20 protein-coding genes and 1 pseudogene are annotated in these 25935 nt (G+C 60.9%); 12 read left to right on the top strand and 9 right to left on the bottom strand.

Features of this window, described 5'->3' with window-relative positions; all coding sequences use genetic code 11:
* Positions 1-67: 67 nt before the first annotated feature.
* Positions 68-994, bottom strand: a complete 927-nt coding sequence (locus KGB28_RS03405) for a LysR family transcriptional regulator (protein WP_223442322.1) — start codon at positions 992-994, stop codon at positions 68-70.
* Positions 991-1965: a quinone oxidoreductase family protein gene (locus tag KGB28_RS03400; protein WP_223442320.1), complete on the bottom strand. Its 975-nt coding sequence runs from the start codon at positions 1963-1965 to the stop codon at positions 991-993. Before KGB28_RS03400 ends, KGB28_RS03405 begins: the two co-directional genes overlap by 4 nt.
* Positions 1966-2497: 532 nt before the next feature.
* Between KGB28_RS03400 and KGB28_RS03390 the strand changes: the two genes are divergently transcribed.
* A complete protein-coding gene (locus tag KGB28_RS03390; RefSeq protein ID WP_223442318.1) occupies positions 2498-2923 on the top strand; it encodes a potassium channel family protein in 426 nt (141 codons plus the stop codon).
* A gap of 72 nt (positions 2924-2995) precedes the next feature.
* Here KGB28_RS03390 and KGB28_RS03385 read toward each other — a convergent pair whose 3' ends face one another.
* The 4 genes and pseudogenes from KGB28_RS03385 to KGB28_RS03370 form a co-directional block, all read right to left on the bottom strand.
* Positions 2996-3880, bottom strand: coding sequence for a universal stress protein (locus KGB28_RS03385; RefSeq protein ID WP_223442316.1), 885 nt, complete (start codon positions 3878-3880; stop codon positions 2996-2998).
* A gap of 324 nt (positions 3881-4204) precedes the next feature.
* Positions 4205-4411, bottom strand: a pseudogene (locus KGB28_RS03380) (hypothetical protein); the annotation flags it as partial.
* 150 nt (positions 4412-4561) lie between these two features.
* The gene (locus tag KGB28_RS03375) at positions 4562-10768 is read right to left on the bottom strand and encodes a VCBS domain-containing protein (protein WP_223442315.1); all 6207 of its coding nucleotides are present in this window, start codon (positions 10766-10768) and stop codon (positions 4562-4564) included.
* A gap of 89 nt (positions 10769-10857) precedes the next feature.
* Complete coding sequence (locus tag KGB28_RS03370; protein ID WP_150725532.1) at positions 10858-11145, bottom strand: PilZ domain-containing protein; 288 nt, start codon at positions 11143-11145, stop codon at positions 10858-10860.
* 204 nt (positions 11146-11349) lie between these two features.
* Between KGB28_RS03370 and KGB28_RS03365 the strand changes: the two genes are divergently transcribed.
* The 3 genes from KGB28_RS03365 to KGB28_RS03355 all read left to right on the top strand — a co-directional run bounded on the left by KGB28_RS03365 (position 11350) and on the right by KGB28_RS03355 (position 15238).
* Positions 11350-12015 (top strand): LuxR C-terminal-related transcriptional regulator, encoded by a 666-nt coding sequence (locus KGB28_RS03365; protein ID WP_223442313.1) that lies wholly within the window; start codon positions 11350-11352, stop codon positions 12013-12015.
* A 245-nt stretch (positions 12016-12260) separates the two neighbouring features.
* Entirely contained in the window at positions 12261-13001 is a 741-nt protein-coding gene (locus tag KGB28_RS03360) for a Mut7-C ubiquitin/RNAse domain-containing protein (protein ID WP_223442312.1), read from the top strand.
* Between the two features lie 110 nt (positions 13002-13111).
* Positions 13112-15238 (top strand): TonB-dependent receptor family protein, encoded by a 2127-nt coding sequence (locus KGB28_RS03355; RefSeq protein WP_223442309.1) that lies wholly within the window; start codon positions 13112-13114, stop codon positions 15236-15238.
* 51 nt (positions 15239-15289) lie between these two features.
* On the opposite strand, the gene KGB28_RS03350 is transcribed toward KGB28_RS03355, so the two are convergent.
* Positions 15290-16120, bottom strand: a complete 831-nt coding sequence (locus tag KGB28_RS03350) for an oxidoreductase (RefSeq protein ID WP_223442306.1) — start codon at positions 16118-16120, stop codon at positions 15290-15292.
* Between the two features lie 130 nt (positions 16121-16250).
* Here KGB28_RS03350 and KGB28_RS03345 point away from each other — a divergent pair, with 130 nt between their 5' ends.
* From KGB28_RS03345 to KGB28_RS03330, 4 genes are all read left to right on the top strand, one after another.
* Complete coding sequence (locus tag KGB28_RS03345; RefSeq protein WP_223442303.1) at positions 16251-17153, top strand: LysR family transcriptional regulator; 903 nt, start codon at positions 16251-16253, stop codon at positions 17151-17153.
* 55 nt (positions 17154-17208) lie between these two features.
* Positions 17209-18483 (top strand): flavohemoglobin expression-modulating QEGLA motif protein, encoded by a 1275-nt coding sequence (locus KGB28_RS03340; RefSeq protein WP_223442301.1) that lies wholly within the window; start codon positions 17209-17211, stop codon positions 18481-18483.
* 156 nt (positions 18484-18639) lie between these two features.
* Positions 18640-20187, top strand: a complete 1548-nt coding sequence (locus KGB28_RS03335; RefSeq protein WP_223442298.1) for a DUF3300 domain-containing protein — start codon at positions 18640-18642, stop codon at positions 20185-20187.
* Positions 20188-20267: 80 nt separating this feature from the next.
* Positions 20268-21101 carry a DUF2950 domain-containing protein gene (locus tag KGB28_RS03330; RefSeq protein ID WP_151214424.1) on the top strand — a complete coding sequence of 278 codons (834 nt, stop codon included), beginning with the start codon at positions 20268-20270 and terminating at the stop codon, positions 21099-21101.
* A gap of 42 nt (positions 21102-21143) precedes the next feature.
* Here KGB28_RS03330 and KGB28_RS03325 read toward each other — a convergent pair whose 3' ends face one another.
* Positions 21144-21647, bottom strand: a complete 504-nt coding sequence (locus KGB28_RS03325; protein ID WP_223442295.1) for a GNAT family N-acetyltransferase — start codon at positions 21645-21647, stop codon at positions 21144-21146.
* Positions 21648-21806: 159 nt separating this feature from the next.
* On the opposite strand from KGB28_RS03325, the gene KGB28_RS03320 reads away from it, so the two are divergent.
* The 4 genes from KGB28_RS03320 to arsH are packed head-to-tail and all read left to right on the top strand — an operon-like array spanning position 21807 to position 24667.
* Positions 21807-22154 carry a metalloregulator ArsR/SmtB family transcription factor gene (locus KGB28_RS03320; protein ID WP_223442293.1) on the top strand — a complete coding sequence of 116 codons (348 nt, stop codon included), beginning with the start codon at positions 21807-21809 and terminating at the stop codon, positions 22152-22154.
* Positions 22155-22177: 23 nt separating this feature from the next.
* On the top strand, positions 22178-23461 hold the full coding sequence (locus tag KGB28_RS03315) for an arsenic transporter (protein WP_223442289.1): 1284 nt from the start codon (positions 22178-22180) through the stop codon (positions 23459-23461).
* Positions 23462-23489: 28 nt separating this feature from the next.
* On the top strand, positions 23490-23960 hold the full coding sequence (locus KGB28_RS03310; protein ID WP_223442286.1) for an arsenate reductase ArsC: 471 nt from the start codon (positions 23490-23492) through the stop codon (positions 23958-23960).
* An 11-nt stretch (positions 23961-23971) separates the two neighbouring features.
* A complete protein-coding gene (gene arsH / locus KGB28_RS03305; protein ID WP_150756655.1) occupies positions 23972-24667 on the top strand; it encodes an arsenical resistance protein ArsH in 696 nt (231 codons plus the stop codon).
* Between the two features lie 151 nt (positions 24668-24818).
* Here arsH and KGB28_RS03300 read toward each other — a convergent pair whose 3' ends face one another.
* Complete coding sequence (locus tag KGB28_RS03300; RefSeq protein ID WP_223442406.1) at positions 24819-25628, bottom strand: hypothetical protein; 810 nt, start codon at positions 25626-25628, stop codon at positions 24819-24821.
* Positions 25629-25935 lie beyond the last annotated feature (307 nt).

The raw sequence follows: 25935 nt of genomic DNA, 5'->3' as shown, positions 1-25935 counted from the left end.
GCCACTGAAGGGAGTCGATTGCTGCCCTTCCCGACCGGCAGCCGTCGGCCCACCGAAGGTCTGTCGGTCAAATGGCCCATGGGGGTGTGGGGATAAACTTTGACTCGATCCATTGTTTGAACGCGACGACCACGGCACCCGGAAATTTGGCCGATGGCCTGACCAGGTAGACCCCACCAGCGGTGTCCAATTGCCAGTCAGGAAGGACATGCAACAGCCTCCCGGCAGCAATATCACGACTCATCAACCAGTCACCTGCACCCAGTATTCCGGCATCGGCGCTGGCCGCTGCCAGTAATGATTCGCTGTCATTGGCCGTCAGGTTTCCTTTGGGAGAAACCGTCTGCAGCTCATTGCCGCGATGGAGTCTCCACTGGGGAAAAGACGCAAGGCCGCTGAAGCGAAGGCAATTGTGCCTGATCAGGTCCTGTGGCGTTTCGGGCATGCCGTGCTGTCTGATGTAAGCAGGTGAGGCACAGAGTATCCGGCGATGGTCACTCAGTTTCTTGGCGATCAACCGGTTGTCTTCCAGTTCTCCGATTCGGATCGCCGCGTCAAAACCTTCATCAATGATGTCGACCAGACGCTCGCTGTAGTCTGCGAGGATCGAGACATGCGGATGAGCCTTGAGAAACTCCGGCAGCATCGGGCCAAGCCAACGCCGGCCCATGGCTGCTGGCAATGCAAGCCGCAAGGTACCGCGGATTTCGCTGGCGCCCTCGGACGCTTGCTGCTGCGCTTCATCCATCAACTCGATGGCCGAGCGAAGGCGCTGCTCCAGCCTGGCACCTGTTTCAGTAATTCGCACCTGCCGGGTTGAGCGCTCCACGAGCCGAACGCCAAGGCGCTTTTCCATTGCGGCGAGTCGTTTCGAGACGACTGTAGGGTGTCGCTGTAATAGCCGGCCAGCCCCGACAAATGAGCCTTGCGAGGCCACGGCCAGAAACGCAGCGATTTCGTCACTGTACTGATTGTTCAGAACATCAAGATTCATGGTTTTAGAATGATCGCTCCCGATGAACGCCCCGACTCCAGGTCCGCATGCGCCAATGCTGCGTCAGCCAGAGAGTAGCTTGCCCGAACCCGAGGCTTGATAATTCCCGCACCGATGGCGGCCAACACATCCTGCGCTCGTTCCTGGTACTCGGAGGCACTCGCCGTATGGGCTGCCAACGAAGGACGTGTGAGGAACAGCGAGCCTTTGGCATTGAGTGTCGACAGTTCCACGGCTGACGGCGCACCTGATGAAGCGCCAAACGAAACCATCAGTCCTCGTGGTCGCAAGCTATCCAGGGATGCCTGGAAAGACACACGCCCTATCGGGTCATAGACGACGTCGACCATTTTACCCTCGGTGATACGAGCGACCTCGCAAGCCAGGCTGTCAGCATCGAACACCAGGACTTCATCGCATCCCGACGCCAGAGCTTTCTCGACACTGGCCTGCCTTGAAACCACGCCGATCACCGTGGCCCCCAAGTGCCTGGCCCACGGCACCATGATTTCCCCCAACCCTCCAGCCACACCGTAGAGGAGCATGGTTGTGCCGGGCCCCACAGGATAAGTGGCTTTCAACAGGTACTGTGCAGTGATGCCCTTGAACATGACGGCGGCGGCATCGTCAAATGACAGCGAATCCGGAATTTTGACCAGCCGCTCTGCCGGATAAAGCCGGGCCGAAGCATAGGAACCGATAGGTCCGGTGGCATAGGCCACGCGATCCCCTACTCGCACGTTGCTGACACCCGCCCCCACAGCTGCGATACGCCCAGCGCCCTCCAGCCCAAGTCCAGATGGCAACGCAACGGGCACCGCTCCCTTGCGCTGGGTAACGTCGAGGAAGTTGACACCTACAGCCTCTTGCTCAAGCCAAACCTCGCCTTGGCCTGGCGCTTGTTCGCCCAGTGTCTCCAGGTTCAGTACTTCAGGGTTGCCGAGCTGGTTGAACCGGATCGCAGATACCATGGTCATTTCTCCTTCAGTCAGAAGCCGTTATCAAATGAGTGGCCCCAGTGTGAGAACTGATCTGCTGATGAACAAGACGGGTTGATTGCAGGACATTAATGCACTGATTGCAGCAATATAATCGCTGATAGCACGCATTGCTACGTGGAGCATGCTGGGTTCATGTGATTATGGAGAAAGCCAACGGTTGGCTCCGAGAGTCCACTATGGGTTATGGGTTGTGGGTTGTGGATTCTGGTAACCAGGTGCAGGTGGGTCGGACACTCGCGTAGCAGTCGCCAGTCCACTTCGGTGGTCACCTGCCTGCCACCGCATCGTTGATGCCGGGCCTGCTGCACTGGAGAGCTGTAGTTCGATTATTTGGCGTTATGCCGTGGAGGTCCTGACTTTTATAAACTAATCAGCAGCTATCGTTAACGCACGACTGGTTTTCGATTACTAAACCCCCTTGTTGATTCAGCTCAACGATTTTCCGGCTCCCAGGCGTAGAAATACTCTGATTCACCGCCTCCCTTTTCGCTGGAGATTTGCCATGCTGGCAGTCACGCTGATCAATACGCTGGTGGTCATCATCACCGTAGTGATCCACTATGAATGTCTGTTACGCCTGAATGATTGGCTACCCCGGCTCAAGCTGTGGAGCCATTTCAGAATCGTAGTTGGAGTATTCGGCGCCCTCCTGGCCCACGCGATAGAGGTCTGGTGCTTTGCGCTGGTCTATTACCTGATGGTGCACTCCGGCAGATGGGGCAGCCTGACGGGCAACTTCGACGGTACGCTGATGGACTGCGTTTACTTTTCCTTTACGACGTACACGACGATCGGCTTCGGCGATATTTCGCCTGTGGGCAACCTCAAATACTTGACCGGTCTACAAGCCCTTACCGGGCTGGTGCTCATCACATGGACCGCATCCTTCCTGTTTCTGGAAATGCAGAAGTACTGGAAGCGCAACTAATCCCTTTTCTGACTCGTATCAGACTCAACTGTCGAACTGACCGTGTGCCATCAAGCCTGGTACAGACTCGATCTAGACCGCCAGAACGCAGCATGGCACCTGATACAGAACATGCTCGGTCGTGCTGCCCAAAAGCTTGTGCACACCATGGGACTGGACCCTACCCATCACGATCACATCCACGTTGTGTTCATTAGCAAACTCACTCAACACCGTGACCGGATGTCCTTCAATGAAATGTCGACGATCGGAGGGCACCCCGAACCGACCTGCCAACCCAAGGAAAGACTTTTCCAGGTCTCTGCGAAGCGCTTTGGTAAGGTCAGCAAGTGCCAGGCCGCCCATGTCCGCAAGATAAGCGGCCGAGATATCGCAGGCGTACAGCAAATGCAACTCGGCATTGCACTGCATGGCAAGACTGCAAGCCTGCTTGATGATTCGGTCATTCAGCTCGTTGTCGACGGACTCGATATCCGATACCTCGACCGCCGCTACAACCTTGCGGGGCAAAACGAAGCCGCTCCCGCCCACCAGATAGACCGGCACCGGACAGTGACGCAACAAATGCCAGTCCAACGGGGTGAAGAAGGCCCGTTTGAGCACGGACTCATGCTGAACCTCCTTGATCAACAAGTCGGGCTGCATGTCCGTGACGTGATCAATGATGTCCTGCTTGATGTCCTCGGCCCAAGCCACCTCGGTGGTTACCTCGATCCCTCTGCCACGCAAATTCTCGGCCTGAGCCTTGAACCAGTGGCGATGGTCCTGCAGGTAACGCTCCCGAGCCAGTTCTCGATCGCCTTCTTCAAGCAGCGATAACCATTTGAACGAGGGTATCAGCGCCGCGATATGCAAACTCGCGCCGCTGGTCCTGGCCAGCGCTGCCGCACGATTCATGGCTGGAGAATGGCGCAAGGCCGGGTTGATGATCAGTAACAGGCTTTGATACTGGCTCATGATAAATCTCCAGTGGAGTGGATACTCGACGCAGGCCGCCTCTGTGTAGACACCAGCGATTCGCCACCAATGTCCATGGCCGGTTCAGCATGGACGGCATGCCCCTGCAGCTGCTCGGCACTCAGAAAATCGCTGATGAACTTCTCCGCCAGAGGATCAGGCAACCAGTAGGTTTTTCTTCGATTCTAAGAGTCTGAAGCGCTCATGACTTGATTTACATCAAATCTCAAAGGCTGCGTATAGGCTCAATGGCGCATGGGAACCAACCGACGGAACGGGGTTTTCACCCGCTCGTCTGTTACGTCCACATTACTTTGAGGCAAGTTTGGCTTTGGGTGGGGTATTCGAAGCCTGGGCCTGCTGCGCCGCCTGGATCAATTGGAAGTTGCGATTGCCTAGCTCGATGTTGCGACCAACCCGCATGTTCGAGCGCGTCGCCAAGGTTTCAGCCTGCTGGTACTGCCCCTGTTGAAGACATAACACACCGAGGTAATGCAGTGTCGCGGGATTGTCCGGCTGGATAGGCAGGGCACTCTTCGCTCGGCAGCAACCGAACAAAGCGACACCCCGCACTCGCCCCGGGTGGAGTGACGAGTAAAACACCTCGCGCAGACCCCATCGCGGATTTATCCGCGATGGGGTCTGCAACCGCATAGCTACGTGCGGCCTGCAGCAAAAGCATCATGCCGTCAGGATAAAGTCCGCCTGATCGATACCTGCACTGTTAACACCGACAAGGCGAATAGTGTCCACTCCGATCCCGATCACCGTGTCCGCCCCGTCAGCCGCAATGTTCACGTTGGCAGCGAACGTCTCGCTGCTGATCCCCAGCCCCGCGATATTGAGCAAGTCCTGCCCTGCGGCCGGATCGATATCGAAGCCCTGGATCGAGTCGTTGCCGAAGCCTGCCGCAGCAAACATGAAGGTATCGTTGCCGAGGCCGCCGTTGAGCGTGTCGTTGCCCAGCCCGCCGAAGAACAGATCGTCACCCGCACCGCCGAGCAGAATGTCGTTGGCCAGGCCGCCCAGCATGGTGTGGTTTGCCGCCGCTGCATCGTAGGCCAGCTCACTGCCGCTGCCCTCGGCGTTCGCCTGCAAACCCGCGGCCGCATATTGGCCGTTCAGCGCGAACTGCGACACATGCGCACCGTCGCTCACGCTCAACATGCCGCCGGTGCCTGTGTCATTCGCTGCATAGGTGATCTGCGTATTGGCACCGAACGCAACATCGCCAAATTCCAGCTTGTCACCCGCAGTAAAACCGCTGACGCTGCCACTGAACGCCGCCGACATATCGAGCTTGAGCGTGCCTGCCGCGCCGCTGTCAAACGTCACATGTTGATCGGAGGCAGCAGCGAATTCGAGCATCGCCGAACCGCTGATAGTCGCGCTTCCCGCACCACTTACATCTGCGTGGATGGTGATATTGCCATCGTTCGCCCACAGGCTACCGCTGTTGAGGAGCGCACTTTCAATCACCAATCCGCCGCTGCCGCTGGCTTGCAGCACGCCCGTATTGGTGACGGCGCTGCTACCGGTATCGATCACCAGCGCATTGACGCCGCTGGCAAGGATCAGGCCCGAGTTGACCAGCATCATCTGCCCCGCTCCCAACTGACCGGCACCCGAGATGGTGTTGTCGGCATTGGTGAGCACCGTGTCCGCGCTGCCGCCGAAAATCACGTTTTGCGCGTTGTCGGATAGCAGCACCTGGCCGCCACCGGTCAAGGTCGCGCCACGGAACAGAATCTCAAGGTTGGTCGAGCTGCCGGTGGAGCCGAGTTCGATGGTGCCGCTGTTATGGATGCTGCCACCGAACGGCATGATCGCGCCGTCGGCAATGGTGAGGGTACCGGCGTTGTTGGTGATCGGGTCCACATCGAACTGGAAGTTCGCTTCGCTCAAGTTCGCTGCATCGACACCTTTCAGGGTGATCGTCTGGCCGGAGCTTATGCTGACCAGTGCATTGCCATTGGCGTCGTTAGTGATGCTCAAGTCAGCAAAACCGGTGACACCCGTGAAGCCGATCATGTCGATCTTGTCTGCCATGGCATCGAAACTGTAGATCTGATTGTTGCCGATCGGCTGGGCGAAGACGAAGGTGTCGGCACCGGACGAACCGGTCAGGTTGTCGTCAGCGGACAAGGCGAAAATCGGCGTGCCGGGGGCAAAGGCCTCGACGTTATTGAATACATAGGAACTGCCCACACAGCCGTCGGCGTTAGTCCAGGTCATGTTGATGTGGAGTACCGCAGCGCCCGCGAAGCCTTCTGTTGTTGTCACTGTCAATGCTCCGGGATCGCTGGTCTGCACGGTCCAGGTGCCGTCGCCGTTGTTGATTCCGGCGTTTAGAGTCCAATTTGACGGAACGTCGGCAATTGTGACAACAAAGCTATCGCTCAGGCCTGCCGATGGATCAGCAATCGCAAGGTTTATTGCTTCTCCGGACACTCCCGCAGGGTAAGTCAGGCTAATGCTTGTTGCAGCACTAACGTTGCCTGCCGCGTCCATAGCCGTGACAAATAGCGTCTTGGTACCCGTAAACTTGCCAGTCAAATCAATATTGGCGAATTGACCGCCGGTATTGGTCGTTCCGGTCCCAATTTCTGTGTCGCCGGCGCCAAACACGCCATTGCCATTGTCCAGGTAAACCTTAATGAATGAATTAGCTTCGGCGCTCCCTGAAAGCTTATGGTTTGTACCGGAGTTGTTGTAAGTCAGCCCAGTCGGTGACGCTGGCGGTGTTGTATCAATCGGAGTTTCAACGACGTTCTGCACGTTTACCGTAATCGTCTGCGTATCGATTCCGCCACTGGCGTCGGCCACCTGAACATCCACAACGTAGGCGTTGTCGCCATCGGTACCACCGACATCCTGGGGATTCTCGTAATCGGGCGCCGAATTGAACGTCAGCACCCCGCTCGAACTGATCGAGAACTTGCTGAAGTCCGTCCCGGCCGTATTCAGGAGCGAGTAGCTCAGCGTCTGCGCCGGCAAATCAGCATCGGTCGCCGCCACCGTCGTGACCGCCGAGGCGTTCTCCGTCACGTCGATCGAAGCCGTCGCACCGCCACCGTTGGAAGTGATCGTCGGTGAGTCGTTGCTGCCGGCGATATGCACGGTGACCGAAGTGAGGGTGCCGTCGGCACTGCTCACCGCGAAGGTGTCGGTGTAGGTGGTACCGGCGGCGAACTCGTTGTGGGCGGAACTGGCGACGTAGGTCCAGGCACCGCCGGTGCCGATGGAGAACTGGCCGTAGCTGCCGGCGGTGTCGGTTTGCGCGACGAAGGTTGCGGCGCTGTCGACGTCGCTGATGGTCAGGGTGCCGGCGGTGGAAATGTCGACGGCGGCATTGGTCTCGGTGAGGTTGGCGATGTCGGCGGACAGCACGGCGGCATCGTTGGTGCCGAGGATATGCACGGTGACCGAAGTGAGGGTGCCGTCGGCACTGCTCACCGCGAAGGTGTCGGTGTAGGTGGTACCGGCGGCGAACTCGTTGTGGGCGGAACTGGCGACGTAGGTCCAGGCACCGTCGGTGCCGATGGAGAACTGGCCGTAGCTGCCGGCGGTGTTGGTTTGCGCGACGAAGGTTGCGGCGCTGTCGACGTCGCTGATGGTCAGGGTGCCGGTGGTGGAAATGTCGACGGCGGCATTGGTCTCGGTAAGGTTGGCGATGTCGGCGGACAGCACGGCCGCATCATTGGTGCCGAGGATATGCACGGTGACCGAAGTGAGGGTGCCGTCGGCACTGCTCACCGCGAAGGTGTCGGTGTAGGTGGTGCCGGCGGCGAACTCGTTGTGGGCGGAGTTGGCGACGTAGGTCCAGGCACCGCCGGTGCCGATGGAGAACTGGCCGTAGCTGCCGGCGGTGTTGGTTTGAGCGACGAAGGTTGCGGCGCTGTCGACGTCGCTGATGGTCAGGGTGCCGGTGGTGGAAATGTCGACGGCGGCATTGGTCTCGGTAAGGTTGGCGATGTCGGCGGACAGCACGGCCGCATCATTGGTGCCGAGGATATGCACGGTGACCGAAGTGAGGGTGCCGTCGGCACTGCTCACCGCGAAGGTGTCGGTGTAGGTGGTGCCGGCGGCGAACTCGTTGTGGGCGGAGTTGGCGATGTAGGTCCAGACACCGCCGGTGCCGATGGAGAACTGGCCGTAGCTGCCGGCGGTGTTGGACTGCGCCTGGAAGCTTTCCGGGCTGTCGATATCGCTAATGGTCAGGCTGCCGCCGGTGGTCAGCGGAGCATTGGTTTCGCTCAGCGTAACGCTGGCCGAGGACAGCACGGCGGCGTCGTTGCTGCCGGTGACAGTGATAGTCACCAGTTGGGTGTCCACGCCGCCCAGGCCGTCGCTGACTTGCACCGTAAACACATCATTATGACTCTCGCCCGCCTTCAACGACTGCACCGCACTGGCGACACCATCGGCGCCATTGGCCAGCGTGTAGGTCCACTGGCCGGTGCTGTCCACGGCGATCGAACCGTAGGTGCTTGTTGACGGGCCATTGATGGTCCAGGTCGCCGTGGCATCGTGATCGATGTCGGCCGAGCTGAACTGGCCATTCACGCTGAGCGTGCCGTCTTCCTGCACCGCACCGGCAGCATTGCCCGTCGCGAAGCTGAGCACGGGTGCGTCATTGCTGCCGGTAATGGTGACGGTCACCAGCTGGGTGTCCACGCCACCCAGGCCGTCGCTGACCTGCACCGTAAACACGTCATCGTGGCTCTCGCCGGCCTTCAGCGACTGCACCGCACTGGCAACGCCATCGGTGCCATTGGCCAGCGTGTAGGTCCACTGGCCGGTGCTGTCCACGGCGATCGAACCGTAGGTGCTTGTTGACGGGCCATTGATGGTCCAGGTCACCGTGGCATCGTGATCGATGTCGGCCGAGCTGAACTGGCCAGTCACGCTGAGTTTGGTATCTTCCTGCACCGCGCCGGTATCATTGCCCGTCGCGAAGCTGAGCACCGGCGCATCGTTGTTGCCGGTGACGGTGATAGTCACCAGTTGGGTGTCGACGCCGCCGAGGCCGTCGCTGACCTGCACGCTGAACACTTCGTTGTGAGTCTCGCCAGACTTCAGTGATTGCACCGCACTGGCGACACCATTGGTGCCATTGGCCAGCGTGTAAGTCCACTTGCCGGTGTTGTCCACGGCGATCGAGCCGTAGATGCCCGTATCCGTACCCGCAATGCTCCAGGTCGCCGTGGCATCGTGATCGATGTCGGCCGAGCTGAACTGGCCAGTCACACTGAGTTTGGTGTCTTCCTGCACCGCGCCGGCATCATTGCCCGTCGCGAAGCTGAGCACTGGCGCATCGTTGCTGCCGATAATGGTGATGGTGACGGTCTGCGTCGCCGAGGCTGCGTTGCCCGCGCCGCTGTCGTCGGTGGCCACCACGGTGTAGGAGAAGCTGATGGTTTCACCGGCGCTCAGGAAGTCCAGGTTCTCGCTGCTGCTGTAGGTCCAGCCGGCCTGATCGACCGAGAAACCGGCGACCAGCGCCGCAGCCTGCGCCGCGCCGAGGGTACCGCCACTCCACACGAGGTCGTCGTTGGCGCTCTGGCTGACCGTCACCGTGTCGCTGCTGTCCAGATCGGCAAAGCTCAGCACCCCGCTGTCGCTCAGCGTGGCCGCGCCGTTGCCTTCGTTCATCGCCCCGGTCGTGTCGTCGATGGTCAGCGTCGGCCGGTCGTTGGTGCCGGTCAGGGTAATCGTCACTTCCTTGGTCACCGCCGCCCCGAAATCGTCGGTCAGCGTCACCGTGAACACTTCGGTCTTGGTCTGGCCCTCGGCCAGGTACTGCGCCGCACTGTTGTTCAGCGTATAGGTCCAGCCCACGCTGCCCGCAGCGTCGTCCGTGCTCTCGTCGCTGACATTGGCCACCAGCGTACCCAGCGCACCGGCCGGCGCGCTCACGCTGGCCACATGTGCGTCATCGGCCAGGTCCACGTCGCCGAAGGCGAAGCTACCGCTGGCCACCGTGGTGCCGTCTTCGGTCACCGCACCGCTTTCGACCTCTGCCGCCGCCACCGTCGGCGCGTCATTGGTGCCCGTGATGGTGACGGTCACATTCTGCGTTACCGACGAGCCATGACCATCGCTGATGGTGACCAGGTAAGTTTCGGAGACTGTCTGTCCCTGGGCCAGGTACTGCGCCGCCGCATTGCTAAGGTTGTACGTCCATTGCACCGAACCGTTGGCCGCGTTCGCTGCTTCGCTTACCGCCGAGAGCTCGAACGTACCAAGATGAGTAGCGTTGCCCGCCGCCGGCGCGAACGTCGCCGTGTGCGTGTCGCTCAGGTCGATGTCATTGAAGGTAATCGTGCCGCTGGCCGTCAGCGAGTCGGTCGTGCTCGCAGTGGTGTCGGCGTCTTCGGTCACTATGCCGGCCTGCGCGCCGATGCAGATCGTCACACCATCATTCACGCCCGAAAACTGCACTGTCGCGGTGGCCCAACTGAGCGTTCCATTGCCGAGACGCATCGCATAGGTAAAGCTGTCCGTCAGGAGCTCGCCAGTCGCAAGCGCCTGGAGTTGTGCCTTGAAAGCCTCTGAAAAAGTAGCGGCGTCGTAGCCGACCTTACCGTCCGAGGTGATCCAGATCTTTGCACCATTCTCGCTGGTGTCAGTGCTCGTCGCCTCAGCCCTCGCCGTATCCTGGACCAGGAGGTCGGCCGGAGCAGAAACCTTGGTGGCAGTAGAAAGACTGTCCGCGTTATCGAGTGACCAGAGTGTCTTCGCGCTGCCGCCGAGGTCATTGGACATGACGTCCCAATACACGACCCCCAGCAGATTTTCAGTGGTGGTATAGACGTCATCCTTCGCCTGCGGCGTGTTGGAAAATGAAGTAACGGTTCCGCCGCTGGTAGTTGTGGTGCTAGCCATGTCTTTCTCCCATGAATGTCTCTCTGAGCAAAAAACCGCTGTGGACCGCTAACAGCCACAAGCCGATTCTTCCTCAACCCACGAACACTTCACTCCACCGGTACCAGCCGGCTGGCCAGCAGCTTCACGCCCACCCCGACCCTGCCGCCCTGCGGCTCAATGCGCACGATTTGTCCTTGCGCCTTGAACTTCATGGGGCCGCCGGGGGTGTCGAGTTCGATCTCGAAGTCAATCAAGCTACCCACCTGCTGCTCGCTTTCGGTTTCGAAATACAAACCGGAGGCGCTGATGTCACGGGTGACACCGCTGCCCCCGCCGGTCAGTTGCAGCGACAGGGTGACTTGTTCACGGGGCTCAATTCGGTGTGCGTCTTTCATGGCTGCAGTCTAAAAACGACCGCTGTTTTTTACATGAGTGCGCTATCCCTTTTTTTCTGGGAGTCAATCACCCATGAAAACAGTGTTTTACGGGACAAATGTCATGGGAGGGGGTGCCTGAAGCGCTATAGAAAAAAGCTACGGGTTGCAACGATTGCTATCATGATCAGCTAACACAACCCGCCTAAAGAGGCAGCGACCCGCATGCCAATTCAAGTCCAGTTAGTCGCTCTACCGCTCGTGGCCTGGGGCCTTGAGCGTCTGGTGGAAAGCGCTCAACCGAGGTTGATGCTGGCGGGCTCGGCGGCGTCGGTGGCGGAGTACCTGCTTTCACTGCACCCATGCGCGCCAGATGTGGTGGTGCTGGACCTGGACAGCGAGGACTGTATCGAGTCGCTGGCCGAATTGCACAACCGGACCAAAGCCAGGATTCTGGTAGTGACAGGGTCGAGCGACGTGGCGCTGCATGACCGTGCGGTGCTGGCGGGCGCACGTGGCGTGGTGGATAAGCGGGAGTCGGCATCCGCCTCGACATTGCTCAAAGCCATAGAAAAAGTGCATGACGGCGAACTCTGGATTGACCGCAATGCGACCAGCCGTATCTTCCTTGAACTGGCGCGCAAGAAAACCGAGCGCGATATAGACCCGGAGCAACACAAAATCGCCAAGCTGACGCGCCGCGAACAGCAAACCATTGCATCGCTGGCCAGCGACCCCTCAGCCCCTGGCAAGTTGGTGGCCGAGAAACTGCACATCAGCGAGCACACGCTGCGCAACCATTTGACATCGATCTACAGCAAGCTGGGCCTGACGAACCGCGTAGATCTGTACGCCTACGCACACAAGTATGGGCTTTCCACAGCCGACTGAGGACTGTGGCCCTACGTGGTTCCACCTTGTCAAAAAACAAGTGTTGACTCCTCTGACAGCCTGGTGAAACCAGAGAGGAGTTCGCAGGCGGCCGATGAGCCCGTGCCCAATGAGATTTCGGGCACCCTGTTACAGGCTTTGTAGTGGCTAAATCGTGATAAGCAGGCAAGTCGATCACTCCCAAGCGAGATGGGTGTGGTCCGGACCAGGCTCGCACATCCCGCAGCCCTGCCATACTGTTCAACATGACCAGTGCAACTTTCCGCTTCTACGAGGAGCTCAACGATTTCCTGCCGGCCGAACGGCGGCGGCAACCCTTCACCTGCCAGTGCGCGCAAGGGGCGACGGTCAAGCACATGATCGAGGCGCTCGGCGTGCCGCACACCGAGGTCGAACTGGTGCTGCTCAACGGCGAGTCGGTGGGCCTGGAGCGGGTGATCCTCGACAGTGACCGGCTGGCGGTGTATCCCAAGTTCGAAGCGCTGGACATCAGCCCGCTGCTCAAGGTTCGTGCGCAACCTTTACGGGTGCTGCGCTTCGTCGCGGATGCGCACCTTGGCGGGCTGGCCAGCCTGCTGCGCATGAGCGGCTTCGACACCCTCTACGACAATGCCTTCGAGGATGGCGAGATCGCCGAGATCGCTGCACAACAAGGCCGCATCGTGCTGACCCGCGACCGCGAACTGCTCAAGCGGCGAATCATCAGCCACGGCTGTTATGTGCATGCCCTGAAACCGTCGCTGCAACTGCGCGAATTGTACGAGCGCCTCGACCTGGCGCGTAGCGCGCGGCCATTCAGCCTGTGCCTTCATTGCAACCTGCCGCTGCACGAAATCAGCCTGGAACTGGCCCGGACGCAGGTGCCGCCACGCATTGGCGTCCTCTATTCACGCTTCCTGCGTTGCGACGCCTGCCAACGGGTTTACTGGGAGGGTTCGCACTGGCGCGGTATGTGTGCATTGCTGGCACCGCTGCTGAACCGATAGCCGCCAGCCCTTGGCGGGGAAACAAAATAACAAAATTGCCATGTGCTCCCTTCGTTCCTTCTTGCGTCGCACTGTTCATTGCCCGTTCTTGTACGTCTGGAGTTTCCCCAATGCCCTCGCCTCATTCCTTGCCCGCTGCGTTGCTGGGCCTGGCCCTCGTTTGTCCGGCCATGACCGCGGCTCAGGGCCTGGAGCTGGGGCAAGTGCTGATTGGCGCCGAGGACCAGAGTGACGAAGACCAGGGGATCGAAGACGCCAGGGCCCGGCTGGCCCAGGTTCCCGGCGGCACCAACCTGGTCGACATGCGCCGTCCGTTGCAGGGCCGCGTGGCCAGCAATCAGGATGTGCTGGCTTACCAGCCGGGGATCTATGCCCAGTCGGCGGGCAACGAAGGGGTGAAGATCTCGATCCGCGGATCGGGCATCAACCGTGCACCGGGCGCCCACGCCTCGGGGCTGTACACCCTGCTCGACGGTCTGCCGCTGACCGGCCCCGGCGGCACGCCCTATGAATTGCTGGAACCGCTGTGGCTCGATCATGTGGAAGTGCTGCGCGGCGCCAACGGGTTCGACCGGGGTGCCCTGGCCTTGGGCGGGGTCATCGATTACGTCAGCCATACCGGCTACGACGCGCCGAAGTTGCAGGTACGCTACGCAACGGGCAGTCACGGCTATCAGCAGCGCCAGATCAGTTCAGGGCAGGTGCTCGGCGCCTTCGATTACTACGTGGCCATGACCGACGCCAACGCCGACGGCTACCAGGACCACACGGCCAGCGAGAGCCAGGGTGTCATCGCCAACTTCGGTTATCGCTTCAACGCCAACCTGGAAACACGCTTCTACCTGCGCCACCGCCAGACCGACAACGACCTCGCGGGACGGGTGACCAAGCACTCCATCGAGCATGACCCACGGGCGGCCAACCCGGTCTACGTGGCGCGGGACGACCGCCGCGACGAGCCGGGCAGCACCTTTATCGGCAACAAGACCACCTGGTACATCGATGACGATTCGAGCATCCAGACCGGCCTTGTCTACCACGACTATCCCATGGACTTGAGCGAGGGTCCCAACCGCCTGAAGGTGGCGTACACCGACGTCAGCGGCACGTTCGACTACAAGCGTCGCGACACGCTCTGGGGGCTGCAAAGCCAAAGCACCCTGGGCCTGCGAGTGACCAAACACCTGCCCAACGCCGGTGCCAGCGAGTTCGTGCGCATCCCCACCGGCAACACCGCCGGTTATGCACCGGGCACACTGATTCGCAACTTCACCTACCAGGGCTCGGACACGGTCCTGCATGCCGGCAATGACCTGGAGATCGCCGACGACCTGTGGCTGACCACCGGCCTCGCCGCGATCTACACCCGCCGGGAAAGCGCTGTCACTTACCCGCAAGAAGGTGGCAAGACCAGTCTGCACGACTGGGACTACGCCCCGCGCGTGGGCCTGCGCTACCAACTGACACCAGACCTGCAACTGTTCGGCAATCTCAGCCGCTCGGTCGAGGCACCGCACCCGTGGTCGCTGATCTATAGCTCGAACATCCGATTCCCCGCAGGCAGCGGCGTCGCCACGGGCGCCCAGCGCCAACCAATCACGCTGCAAAACCAGACCGCCACTACCCTGGAAATCGGCGGCCGCGGTGACAGCACGCTGGGGCAGTGGAGCCTGGCCTGGTACTACACCCAGGTGCGCCATGAACTGCTTTCGGTGTTGCCGGACGCCAACGCCACCACGCCCTACGAGCTCAACGCCAGCCCCACCGTGCACCAGGGCGTGGAAGCCAGCCTGCTGAGCCCCCTCTGGTCGCCGGAGGATGGCGGCCAATTGAGCCTGCGCCAGAGCTATACCTTCAGTGACTTCCACTACCGCGACGATGAGCGCTTCGGCGACAACCGCCTGCCGGGCCTGCCGATGCACTATTACCAGGGCGAACTGCGCTACGACTGGCCACAAGGCTTTTTCGCCGCGGTCAACACGCAATGGGTGTCCAAGGTCGCGGTCGATTACGCCAACAGCTACTACGCCGATCCCTACGCCATATTCGGCGCCACACTGGGCTACAACGCGCCCAAGGGCGACTGGCAGACCTGGCTGGACCTGCGCAACCTGACCGACAAGCACTATGCCGCCACGGTCACACCCGGCTACGACGACAAAGGGCTGGACGCGGCACGATCCACCCCAGGCGAGGGCATGGCGATGTACCTCGGGGTGTCGTGGAGCCTGCTCTGAGGCCTGATTGACACACCGTACGTCATCCGGAATGAGCAGATCGATGCCGCCTCAGACCTCAAAGTCGGTGGACAGCGCCAATGCTTTCCACTCACTCAGTTCCGTCTCTACAAAACGGTTTTTCGCCTCGATTCGCGCCAGGGTGTCACTGCCCAGCGCCAGGCGTTGTGGCGGTTTCGGGGCGTTGACCAGTGCGAGCATCGCTTCAGCAAACTTCACCGGATCCCCTGGCTGCGCATGGTTGGCGCCTTCGGCGAACTGGCGCATCTTGCCGACGGTTTCCTCATAGTCCGGCAGTTCCAGGGCGGTCTTGATCAGCGACTGCTCGTCCAGGAAATCGGTGCGGAAGAACCCGGGCTCGACGACTGTCGCATGGATGCCCAAGGGCGCCAGTTCCTGATGCAGCGCTTCGGTAATGCCCTCTACCGCAAACTTGGTGGAACCGTAGACGCCCCAGCCCATGTAGGCCTGATAACCGCCAATCGACGAGATGTTGATGACGTGACCGCTACGCTGGCGACGCATGTGCGGCAGTACCGCGCGGGTGACGTTGAGCACGCCGAACACGTTGGTGGCGAACAGACGTTCCGTCTCGCTGGCACTGGTTTCCTCCACCGCGCCGAGCACCCCGAAACCGGCATTGTTGATCAGCACGTCAATGCGCCCGAAACGCTTGATGCCTTCGGCGACCGCCTGATGGGCTTCTTCCTCGCGGGTGACATCCAGCCGCACGGCCAGCAGGTTCGGGTGATCACCCAGGCGATCGGTGATGTCTTGTGGATTGCGGGCGGTGGCAATGACCGCGTCGCCGGCACGCAGGGCGTGTTCTGCGATGAGGGTGCCAAAACCACGGGAAGCGCCAGTAATGAACCAGGTACGCATTTCAACTCCTCCTGTCAGCGACCCAAGCGTTATTGCCGGGCCTTCTCGATGAGTTGATGCCACTTTAAGGCTGTGCTACTGATGTGATAATCCCAGCAATTTTGCATGACTTTGTGAAAGGCGCTCACAAATGAAATCCCCCTCCACTGCTGACCTGTCGATCTTCCTGTGCATCGCCCAGCACCTGAACTTCAGTCGTGCGGCGGTGGAACTGGGCCTCACGCCCTCGGCCTTGAGTCACTCATTGCGCGCCCTGGAGAATCGCCTGGGCGTACGCCTGTTCAACCGCACCACTCGTAGCGTGGCCTTGACTGACGCCGGGGAACGCCTTTACACCCGACTGAAACCGGCCTTCCGTGACATCGATGATGCGCTGGAAGACCTCAATAACTTTCGCGACAAGCCCTCAGGCAACCTGCGCATCACCGCAGGTCGACAGGCATGCGAGTTGGTGCTGCTGCCGATCGTCAGCCAGTTTTTGCAGGTGTATCCGGACATCCGGCTGGAGATCGTCGAGAGCGACGCACTGGTGGACGTGGTGGCCGGCGGCTTTGACGCGGGGGTACGCTTTGGCAACCGCCTGGAAGCCGACATGGTTTCACTGCCCATCGGGCCGAACATGCGTTCGGTGGTCGTGGGCTCACCGGCATTCTTCGAACAGCATGTGGCACCACGCAAACCAGAAGACTTGCATGGCCTGCCGTGCATCCGCCATCGCTTCCCCAGCGGCGCGATGTACCGATGGGAACTCGAACGCGGCGCGATCACCCAGGAAATCGAAGTCAGCGGCCCGCTCACGCTTGGCGATGTCAGCCTGATGATCGGCCCGGCATTGCAAGGTGTGGGTTTGGCCTATGTGTTCGAGGACATGGTCAGCGGGTATCTGGCCGATGCCCGGTTGGTCCAGGTGCTGGCCGATTGGTGCCCCTACTATCCGGGTCTGCACCTGTATTACCCCAGTCGCCGTCATGTGCCCGCAGCGCTCAAGGCATTCATCGAATTTGCCCGCGCCGCCCGCCAGCCCAAAACGTAACCGCGCGTGACGACTAAGCTTTTGTAACGCCACTTCGTCCCTCAAGGAGATCTCCATGAGCGCCGCCCTGTCCGAACTCGATGCCGCCCTGCCCGGCCTGACCCGCAAGATCCGCGTGCTGGATGCCCTGTCCTGGCCGGACGGCGTCGAGGAAGACTTCCTGGCGAAATGGCGCGGCGGGCGGGCCGAGTTACCCAAGGTCGAGTTGCAGCCCCGCGAGCACAGCGCCGACATCGCCGCCCTGGAAACCTTTATCACCCAGTGCGATGTGGGGCATCCGGCCGGGAATTTCCTCGCCATGACCGCCCGTAGCTATGCCACCGCCGGGCACATGCTGGAGGCCATTGGTACTCCCGCCTTTACCCAATATTCGTCAGCGCTGTACCGGCGCCCGGACTTCTACTACACGCGCTTGCAACTGAGCATGCTCGACGCGGCCCGGTTCTTCCTCAAGACCACCGACGCCCTGCTGGGCGGTGCGCGGATTCCACCCTGCCCGGCCGAGATCCCGGCCAAGGTGTTCGCCGCCTGGATTCAACCGGAACTGGATCGCTTCTTCGGCGCCAGCCAGATCACGGTCGTGCTCGATCCGAACCTGGCCGCCAAGGCCATCGCCGGATCGAGCCGCATTCGCCTGCGAGCCAGCGCGCTGTTCTCGGAACTGGACAAGCATCAACTGTTGCAACACGAGGCCTTCGTGCATGTCGCCACGGCACAAAACGGCGCGCGCCAGCCCAACCTCACAAGCCTGGGACTGGGGGCGCCCCGTACGACCCAGACCCAGGAAGGCATTGCCACCCTGGCCGAACTGTTCACCGGCAGCATGGACATCAACCGCCTGCGTCGCCTGGCCCTGCGCGTGCTCGCCGTCCAGCAGGCGCTGGAAGGTGCCGACTTCATCCAGGTGTTCGAAGGTTTTCTGGCGGCCGGGCAGACAGAAGAGGAATCCTTCCGCTCGACCCAACGGGTGTTCCGCGGCGCCGACCTGCGGGGTGGTTCGGCGTTCACCAAGGATGCCGCTTACCTGACCGGGTTGCTCGGTGTCCACACCCTGCTGCGTATCGCAATTCGCGATAACCGGCCGGAACTGGTCGGGCATCTTTTTGCAGGGCGCCTCAGCCTGGCTGACACCGTGCGCCTGGCGCCTCTTTTCGAATCCGGCTGGCTCAAGGGGCCGGTCTATCTTCCGGCCTGGGCCAGCGACCTGCGTCTGCTGGCCGCCAACCTGGCCTTCTCGGCCTTCATCGCCCAGATCAAGCTGGATGTGCTGGACCTGAAGGTGTTCATGGCATTCGCCGAAGAGCACGAAAGCGATGCCAGCGCCCAGTGATCGAGGCGCAATTTTCCAGGCATCCTTGACTCTTCGAATCAACTGCTACCATTAGAAAGCGGTGTCGAGGCCGGGCTCTGTGGCTTGCAAAGTCGGCTTCACCTGCCAGGGATTGATCCACTCATTTCAAGCCTGCCTGACCCCATGGGGGGTGCAATGCACAATCCATTACTTTACGCGTTGTCGGCCGTACTGTTTTTGAGCGGATCTTCGTGCCTGGCACTGGGTTCGGATGGGACCGCTGCCGCACCAGCCCCGGTTCCGGCGCCCGCCGCCGCCCCCGCACCGGCAAGCGCGGCCACTACAGCGCCGGCCGCCCCGGTGACCAAGGATCCGGTATTTACCCAGGAACAGCTGGATCAGATGCTGGCGCCCATTGCGCTTTACCCGGACCCACTGTTTGCACAGGTACTGATGGCCACCACTTACCCCGGGGAAGTTGGCGAGGCGGTCAGCTGGTCCAAAGCTCACCCGGACGCCAAGGGCGACGATGCGGTCAAACAGGTGGCGAACCAGCCCTGGGATCCGAGCGTGCAGGCACTGGTCGCCTTCCCGCAGGTTCTGGCATTGCTGGGACAGGATCCCGTCTGGGTCCAGCGCCTGGGTGATGCTTTCCTGGCGCAGCCCGACGATCTCATGGAAAGCGCGCAACGCTTACGGCGCCAGGCACAGGCAGCCGGCAATCTGCAGAGCAACCAATATCAGAACGTGACGATCCAGAATGTCCCGGCGCCGGCACCGGCGACCACGACTGCGGCACCGGCTCCAGCCCCTGAAGCGGCCCCGGCCAGCAACTCCACCATCATCATTCAGCCTGCCGATCCGCAAGTGGTGTACGTCCCCACGTATAACCCGACGACCACCTACGGCACCTGGCCCTACCCGGCGTCACCGCCCGCGTACTATCCACCGCCACCGGCCTATTACCCTGGCCAGGCCCTGATGGCCGGACTCGCGTTTGGTGCCGGTGTGGCGATCATTGGATCGTTGTGGGGTGAATGTGACTGGGGCAATAACGACGTCGACATCGACGTCAATCGCTACAACAACATCAATGCCAACAACCGGATCACCAATAACAAATGGCAGCACAACCCGGTGCACCGCAATGGCGTGCCCTATCGAGACAATGTGAGTCGCGCACAGTACGGCCGCCAACTGAACGGCGCCAGTCAGCGTGAAGCCTATCGCGGGGACAATGCCCAACGCGCCCAGGCCCGTGAAAATGCCCGCACCTCAATGGACAGGCACGGTATCGAACGACCAGCCACCAGCAACCGCGAAGCCCGTGATCAAACGCGCAAACTCCAGTCCGGAACTTCGGGCGACAATCGGTTACAGGCCGGTGCAGACAGGCCCAAGGCAGCTGATAGAAGCCAGGGTACCGCCAGAAACACCCGGGAAAATCAGCAGCCCAGGAGAGAGACCCAGCAGGCCAGGAACCAGAGCACCCAGTTGAATCAGCGCAGAGAAGGCTCCGCGCAGACGCGGCAAGCGACGAATAAACGGCCCGCCGCCAGTGCCGGCAGTGCCCGCAACAATGCGTTCGCCGGCGCTCGTTCACCGTCCCAGGCCAACGTCCAGGCCAATCGTGGCCGGGCCAGCCAGGCATCCGCCCAACGCCCCAGTGCCTCGCGATCGGCCGGTCACCAGGTCAGCCGGCCGTCCAATCCACCAGCGCGTCAAAGGGGGGGCCGTCGTTGAAAAACCATCCTCGATTGAAGGGACTCACGGGCTTGCTCCCTCATGTCCTGGCGATAGCCGCCGGCTTGTTGTGGTCGTGCATGGCGACGGCACAGCAGGCCTTTCCAACCCCGGAAAAGGCAGCACAAGCCTTTGTCGAAGCACTGGGCACCGAACACTCCGACCAGGCACGCCTGACCGAGCTGCTGGGCAGCGACTGGCACAGCTACATCCCCCGCGAAGGCGTGCAGCGCGAAGATGTGGATGCGTTCTTGCAGCAATACCGCGAGCAACACCACATTGAAAACACCAGCGACCGCAAGGCGATCCTGGCGGTTGGCAGCAAGAACTGGACACTGCCCATCCCCATGACCAAAGCCGCGGACGGTTGGCGCTTCGACATGAAGGCCGGCAGTGCCGAGATCCGCGCACGTCAGATCGGCCGCAATGAACTTGCCGCAGTGCAATCGGTGCTGGCCTATCACGATGCCCAGATGGACTATGCGTCGGTGGATCGAGACGATGACGGCGCACTCGAGTATGCGCAGAAAATCTTCAGCACCCCCGGCAAGCACGACGGACTCTATTGGGCCGAAGACGACAGCGACCAGATCAGCCCGTTGGGGCCTTCGTTCGGCAAAGCCATTGCCGACGAAGAGTGGCATGGTTACCGCTTCCGCATCCTTCATGGCCAGGGTCCTTCGGCACCGGGCGGCGCCTACAGCTACCTCATCGGTGACAAGATGAGCCGGGGCTTTGCGCTGATCGCCTGGCCGGTGAAGTACAACGACACCGGCGTGATGAGTTTCATGATCAGTCATGAAGGACAGGTGTTCGAGAAAGACTTGGGCCCCGGTGGTGAAAAACTGGCGCTGGCGATGAAGCGCTTTGATCCGGATGACAGCTGGAAAGAGGTGGCTGAAGATCAGGAGTAGCAGGCGTGACCTGCTACAAGCCTGCGGAACGATTGAAAGCAGTTATCTGATCGACAGGACGAATCGGTCTTCGCCCCCCATGTTGTCGTGACAGGAGGGTTGCTCAAGCTTGAATCCGCACCGATCCAGTACTTTTCTGGAGCCGGCGTTTTCCCTGAAGGCATACGCAACCAGTTGCGCAAGTCCCCAGTGCATCCGTGCCGCCTGGATCAGGTGCCTCAGCGCCAGTGTTGCCAGCCCCTGGCCGCATGCGCGCTGAGCAATCCGATAGCCCACCTGCGCAGACCCCGTCGATGAGTCGATGCTTTTCAGATTGGCTCGTCCGACGATTCTTTGGCGGCAATCCTCGATGACAAAGGGGTGCCAGGCGCCGATGGCAAAATCGGACAAATAGCTTTCGATGTGATCGGCGACACCCTGCAACGAGTAAAAAGAAGGGGCGCGCGCATCGATATGGGATTCGAACCATTCACGGTTCTGGATTTCAAAAGCCAGCAACGCTTGAGCGTCAGTCATTTTCAGCTCGCGTACGCTAAATGATTCCATTCATCACCGCTCCTGTGTTTTGTGCCGAATGGGCTCGAGTCTATCTCATACCTGAACAACCTGGCCGGGGCGAGGCCTCCCCTTCTCGAGCCCGAGCGGCTTGCACAATACATATGGAAAAACGTATATTCGAATAACCATATGTATCGAGCCACGCCAATGCTCAATCCTGCCGCCGTATTCAAATGTCTGGCCGACGAAACCCGCGCCCGGGCCACTTTGCTCATCACTCGTGAAGGCGAGTTATGCGTGTGTGAGCTGGTCTGCGCCCTGGACGACAGTCAGCCTAAGATTTCCCGCCATCTCGCCCAGCTTCGCGGCTGCGGCCTGCTTCTCGACCGCCGCCAGGGGCAGTGGGTGTATTACCGGCTCAACCCCGATCTGCCCGCGTGGGTTCGCGACGTTCTCGAGACAACGTTGCTGGCAAACGCCGACTGGCTTGCGGGCAACAGCACTCGCCTTGCCGCGATGGGCGACCGTCCGCTCAACACTTCCGCCTGCTACTGACCCTTCATTCATCGAGACTGTGCATGTTTACTGCGTTTATCATTTTCCTGCTCACCATGGTGTTGGTCATCTGGCAACCCAAGGGCCTGGGCGTCGGCTGGAGCGCCGCCCTGGGGGCCGTCCTGGCACTGCTGGCAGGCGTCGTGACGCTGGACGATATTCCACTGGTGTGGGGCATTGTCTGGAACGCCACCACGACCTTCATCTCGCTCATCATCATCAGTCTGCTGCTCGATGAGGCCGGGTTTTTCCAGTGGGCGGCACTGCATGTGGCGCGCTGGGCCAAGGGTGACGGCCGGCGCCTGTTCGTATTCACGATACTGCTGGGGGCCGGCGTATCCGCGCTGTTTGCCAATGACGGTGCAGCCCTGATCCTGACCCCCATCGTCGTTTCAATACTGCTCGCACTGCGTTTTTCACCAGCGTCTACCCTGGCGTTCGTCATGGCGGCCGGTTTCATTGCCGACACGGCGAGCTTGCCCCTGGTGGTGTCCAACCTCGTCAACATCGTTTCGGCCGACTACTTCGACCTGGGCTTCAGCGAGTACGCCGCCATCATGGTGCCGGTCAACTTCGTTGCCGTGGCGACCACGCTCGTGGTGCTGTACCGGTTTTTCCGGCGCGACATTCCCAGGCACTACGCTCTCGATGACGTGATGGATCCGCGACGCGCCGTGCGTGATCCCCTGACCTTCCGCGTCGGCTGGCTTGTCCTGGCTCTGCTGCTGGTCGGGCTGTTTGCGCTGGAACCCTTGGGCATTCCCATCAGCGCCATCGCAGCGGTCTGTGCCGCGATGCTGTTCGCCGTGGCTGCCCGTGGGCATGTGATCTCAACGCGACGGGTGCTGCGCGAGGCGCCCTGGCAGGTCGTGATCTTTTCGCTGGGCATGTACCTGGTGGTGTACGGGCTGAAGAACGCCGGGCTGACCACCTACATGACCATGGCCCTGAACTACCTGGCCGAATTCGGTATCTGGGGCGCCGCGCTGGGCACAGGCCTGCTCACGGCCTTGCTGTCATCGGGCATGAACAACATGCCCACGGTGCTGGTGGGGGCCCTGTCGATTCAGGCCAGCGACGCCACCGGTGTGGTGCGTGAAGCCATGATCTATGCCAATGTCATCGGTTCTGACCTGGGCCCCAAGATCACCCCCATCGGCAGCCTGGCCACCCTGCTCTGGCTGCATGTCCTGGAGCGCAAGGGCATCCGCATTACCTGGGGCTACTACTTCAAGGTCGGCGTGGTCCTGACCCTGCCGATTCTGTTCATCACCCTGTCTGCCCTGGCCCTGCGCCTGAGCGTCTAGCCCTGTGCGACTGCAAAGAGGAGTCACCATGCGCGTTCTGTTTATGTGTACCGCCAATAGCTGTCGCAGCATCCTGTCCGAAGCCATGTTCAACCATCTCGCCCCTGAAGGTTTTGAGGCGATCAGTGCCGGCAGCCTCCCCAAGGGCCAGGTGCTGCCCCGCAGCCTGAGCACGTTGCAAGAAGCCGGCATCGCCATCGACGGCTTGAGCAGCAAAGGCAATGAGGCTTTCGAAGCCAACCCACCGGACATCGTCATTACGGTCTGTGACAAGGCCGCTGGTGAGGCGTGCCCCGTGTACTTCGGCCCGGCACTGAAAGCTCATTGGGGCCTGGAAGACCCATCGGACATAAAGGGCGATGGAGCGACAGTATCGGCGGCGTTCCACTCAACCCTGGCGCTCATCGAAACGCGCTGCCGGGCATTGCTCGACCTGCCTTTTGCACACCTTGACCGCGATGCGCTGAAGCGGGAACTCGACCGCATCGGCACGCTTTGACCGGAGCCCCCATGACCCATCCCCTGCCCCATCTCGACACGTCACTGACCCAGCCCATCGCCCATGGACGCGACGACCAGCACAAACCGCGCATCCTGTTGCTATACGGTTCGACTCGTGCGCGGTCGTTCAGTCGCCTGCTGGTCGAGGAAGCGGCCCGGTTGCTCGAACACTTCGGCGCCGAGACTCGGATCTTCAACCCATCAGGCCTGCCGCTACCGGACGACGCGCCCTCCGATCACCCGAAAGTCCAGGAACTGCTCGAACTGATGCAATGGTCCGAAGGCCAGGTCTGGTGCTCGCCAGAGCGCCACGGTTCCATGTCTGCGGTGTTCAAGGCGCAAATCGACTGGGTGCCGCTGGCGTTGGGCGCGGTTCGCCCAACCCAGGGAAAAACCCTCGCGGTCATGCAGGTCTGCGGCGGTTCCCAGTCCTTCAATGTGGTGAATCAGCTTCGGGTGCTGGGGCGCTGGATGCGCATGTTCACCATCCCCAATCAATCTTCCGTGCCAAAGGCTTTTCTGGAGTTTGACGACGCCAATCGCATGAAACCCTCGTCGCTGTACGACAGGGTGGTGGACGTCATGGAGGAACTGGTGAAATTTACCCTGCTGCTACGGGATCGCCCCGATCTGGTTGACCGCTACTCGGAACGCAAAGAGTCCGCGCAAGAGCTGACTCAGCGCGTGAATCAGCGGTCGATCTGACTGTAGAAATGCTCCCCTTGGCTCGATAGCCGAAAAAAAGTCGCAAACCCCACGACGTTTCAGGGCTTGCGACTCTTTGCCGATACGTCCCTCAAGCTCCCGGGACGTTTTCTACGGTATGCCTGCCGTGTTCATTGTCGAACGTGCAGGTTCAGTTCTCTACCTCAACCGCGTCGAAATCCGGTTCATCCGGAGCATCCGGGGCGTCCGCCATATCCTCTCTGGCGTCCTTCGCCACGGCTTTTGCGGCCTCTCTGGCTGCCTTCGCCTCGGCTTTGGCGGCGTCCCTCGCGGCATCCGCGGTAGCCCGGGCAGCATCCCTGGCGGCATCTGCTTCGGCCTTGGCGGCGTCCCTGGCTGCATCCGCGGTGGCCCGGGCAGCATCTCTGGCTGCGTCTGCATCGGCGCCGGCTACGCCAGCAGCTTTTGCGGCATCCCGGGCGGCATCTGCTTCAGCCCTGGCGGCGTCACGGGCGGCATCTGCAGTGGCTTTTGCCGCATCACGGGCTGCATCCGCAGTCGCTCTGGCAGCGTCCCGGGCTGCATTGGCATCAGCCTTGGCCGCGTCCCTGGCTGCATCGGCGGCATCGTTGTCAGCATCGTGATCAGCGTCGTCAGCGTCGTTGTCATGGGCATTGCCCGGGCCTTTGTTCCCGGCTACACCACCATGGTCAGCATCGCCGCGCCCCGGACCTCCATGACCGTCACCGTCACCGTCATGGCCTGCAGCACCATGATCGCCACCCTTTCCTCCATCGCCGCCGTCACCGTGACCGCCATCACCACCGTGGCCACCGTGACCACCTCCTCCGGAGCCGCCACTGCCGGAGCCACCGCCGCCTCCACCGCCATCCTTGGCATACACGCTGGAGAAGCTACCGATGTAATCGGGCACCAGGACAGTCGATGCCGACAGGACTCCGCCGATGGCCAGAGCCAACAAACATTTCTTGAGCAGCATGATGCACCTCCGCATGGAGTTGCGTACTCATCTCCCTATCGAACGCAATGTCCAGTGAGTTCCCGGCCGCCCATTGGAGCAGCCGCCCAACCGGCACGGCCATAAATCTGCAGCATTAACGAGCCACTGCGGTATCCGCACAATCCCTCAGAGCCAGTTGGCAACGTAGCGTGGGAAACAATCCCACATTTTTTTTGGATAAGTGCTTTCAGCCCGAGTTCAAAAAAACAGAATCGGGACTGACACATGGAACGAGTGGTTTTTTCAATGGAATAAACCGGGAGCAGACTTACGCGTCCAGAGAACC

Origin of the sequence: Pseudomonas sp. BF-R-19 (genome assembly GCF_019956445.1) — a bacterium.
Classification (GTDB): domain Bacteria; phylum Pseudomonadota; class Gammaproteobacteria; order Pseudomonadales; family Pseudomonadaceae; genus Aquipseudomonas; species Aquipseudomonas fluorescens_BH.
Note: the sequence above shows the minus strand (reverse complement) of the source record. Positions and strands in the feature narration are given on the sequence as shown.

What these genes read in the sequence shown, in the direction of transcription:
- KGB28_RS03335 (WP_223442298.1), top strand. Translation starts at nt 18,640, where the DNA reads ATGCACAATCCATTACTTTACGCGTTGTCGGCCGTACTGTTTTTGAGC.
- KGB28_RS03325 (WP_223442295.1), bottom strand. Translation starts at nt 21,647, where the DNA reads ATGGAATCATTTAGCGTACGCGAGCTGAAAATGACTGACGCTCAAGCG.
- arsH (WP_150756655.1), top strand. Translation starts at nt 23,972, where the DNA reads ATGACCCATCCCCTGCCCCATCTCGACACGTCACTGACCCAGCCCATC.
- KGB28_RS03355 (WP_223442309.1), top strand. Translation starts at nt 13,112, where the DNA reads ATGCCCTCGCCTCATTCCTTGCCCGCTGCGTTGCTGGGCCTGGCCCTC.
- KGB28_RS03375 (WP_223442315.1), bottom strand. Translation starts at nt 10,768, where the DNA reads ATGGCTAGCACCACAACTACCAGCGGCGGAACCGTTACTTCATTTTCC.
- KGB28_RS03350 (WP_223442306.1), bottom strand. Translation starts at nt 16,120, where the DNA reads ATGCGTACCTGGTTCATTACTGGCGCTTCCCGTGGTTTTGGCACCCTC.
- KGB28_RS03360 (WP_223442312.1), top strand. Translation starts at nt 12,261, where the DNA reads ATGACCAGTGCAACTTTCCGCTTCTACGAGGAGCTCAACGATTTCCTG.
- KGB28_RS03330 (WP_151214424.1), top strand. Translation starts at nt 20,268, where the DNA reads ATGGCGACGGCACAGCAGGCCTTTCCAACCCCGGAAAAGGCAGCACAA.
- KGB28_RS03300 (WP_223442406.1), bottom strand. Translation starts at nt 25,628, where the DNA reads ATGCTGCTCAAGAAATGTTTGTTGGCTCTGGCCATCGGCGGAGTCCTG.
- KGB28_RS03400 (WP_223442320.1), bottom strand. Translation starts at nt 1,965, where the DNA reads ATGGTATCTGCGATCCGGTTCAACCAGCTCGGCAACCCTGAAGTACTG.
- KGB28_RS03365 (WP_223442313.1), top strand. Translation starts at nt 11,350, where the DNA reads ATGCCAATTCAAGTCCAGTTAGTCGCTCTACCGCTCGTGGCCTGGGGC.
- KGB28_RS03310 (WP_223442286.1), top strand. Translation starts at nt 23,490, where the DNA reads ATGCGCGTTCTGTTTATGTGTACCGCCAATAGCTGTCGCAGCATCCTG.
- KGB28_RS03320 (WP_223442293.1), top strand. Translation starts at nt 21,807, where the DNA reads ATGCTCAATCCTGCCGCCGTATTCAAATGTCTGGCCGACGAAACCCGC.
- KGB28_RS03390 (WP_223442318.1), top strand. Translation starts at nt 2,498, where the DNA reads ATGCTGGCAGTCACGCTGATCAATACGCTGGTGGTCATCATCACCGTA.
- KGB28_RS03405 (WP_223442322.1), bottom strand. Translation starts at nt 994, where the DNA reads ATGAATCTTGATGTTCTGAACAATCAGTACAGTGACGAAATCGCTGCG.
- KGB28_RS03370 (WP_150725532.1), bottom strand. Translation starts at nt 11,145, where the DNA reads ATGAAAGACGCACACCGAATTGAGCCCCGTGAACAAGTCACCCTGTCG.
- KGB28_RS03385 (WP_223442316.1), bottom strand. Translation starts at nt 3,880, where the DNA reads ATGAGCCAGTATCAAAGCCTGTTACTGATCATCAACCCGGCCTTGCGC.
- KGB28_RS03315 (WP_223442289.1), top strand. Translation starts at nt 22,178, where the DNA reads ATGTTTACTGCGTTTATCATTTTCCTGCTCACCATGGTGTTGGTCATC.
- KGB28_RS03345 (WP_223442303.1), top strand. Translation starts at nt 16,251, where the DNA reads ATGAAATCCCCCTCCACTGCTGACCTGTCGATCTTCCTGTGCATCGCC.
- KGB28_RS03340 (WP_223442301.1), top strand. Translation starts at nt 17,209, where the DNA reads ATGAGCGCCGCCCTGTCCGAACTCGATGCCGCCCTGCCCGGCCTGACC.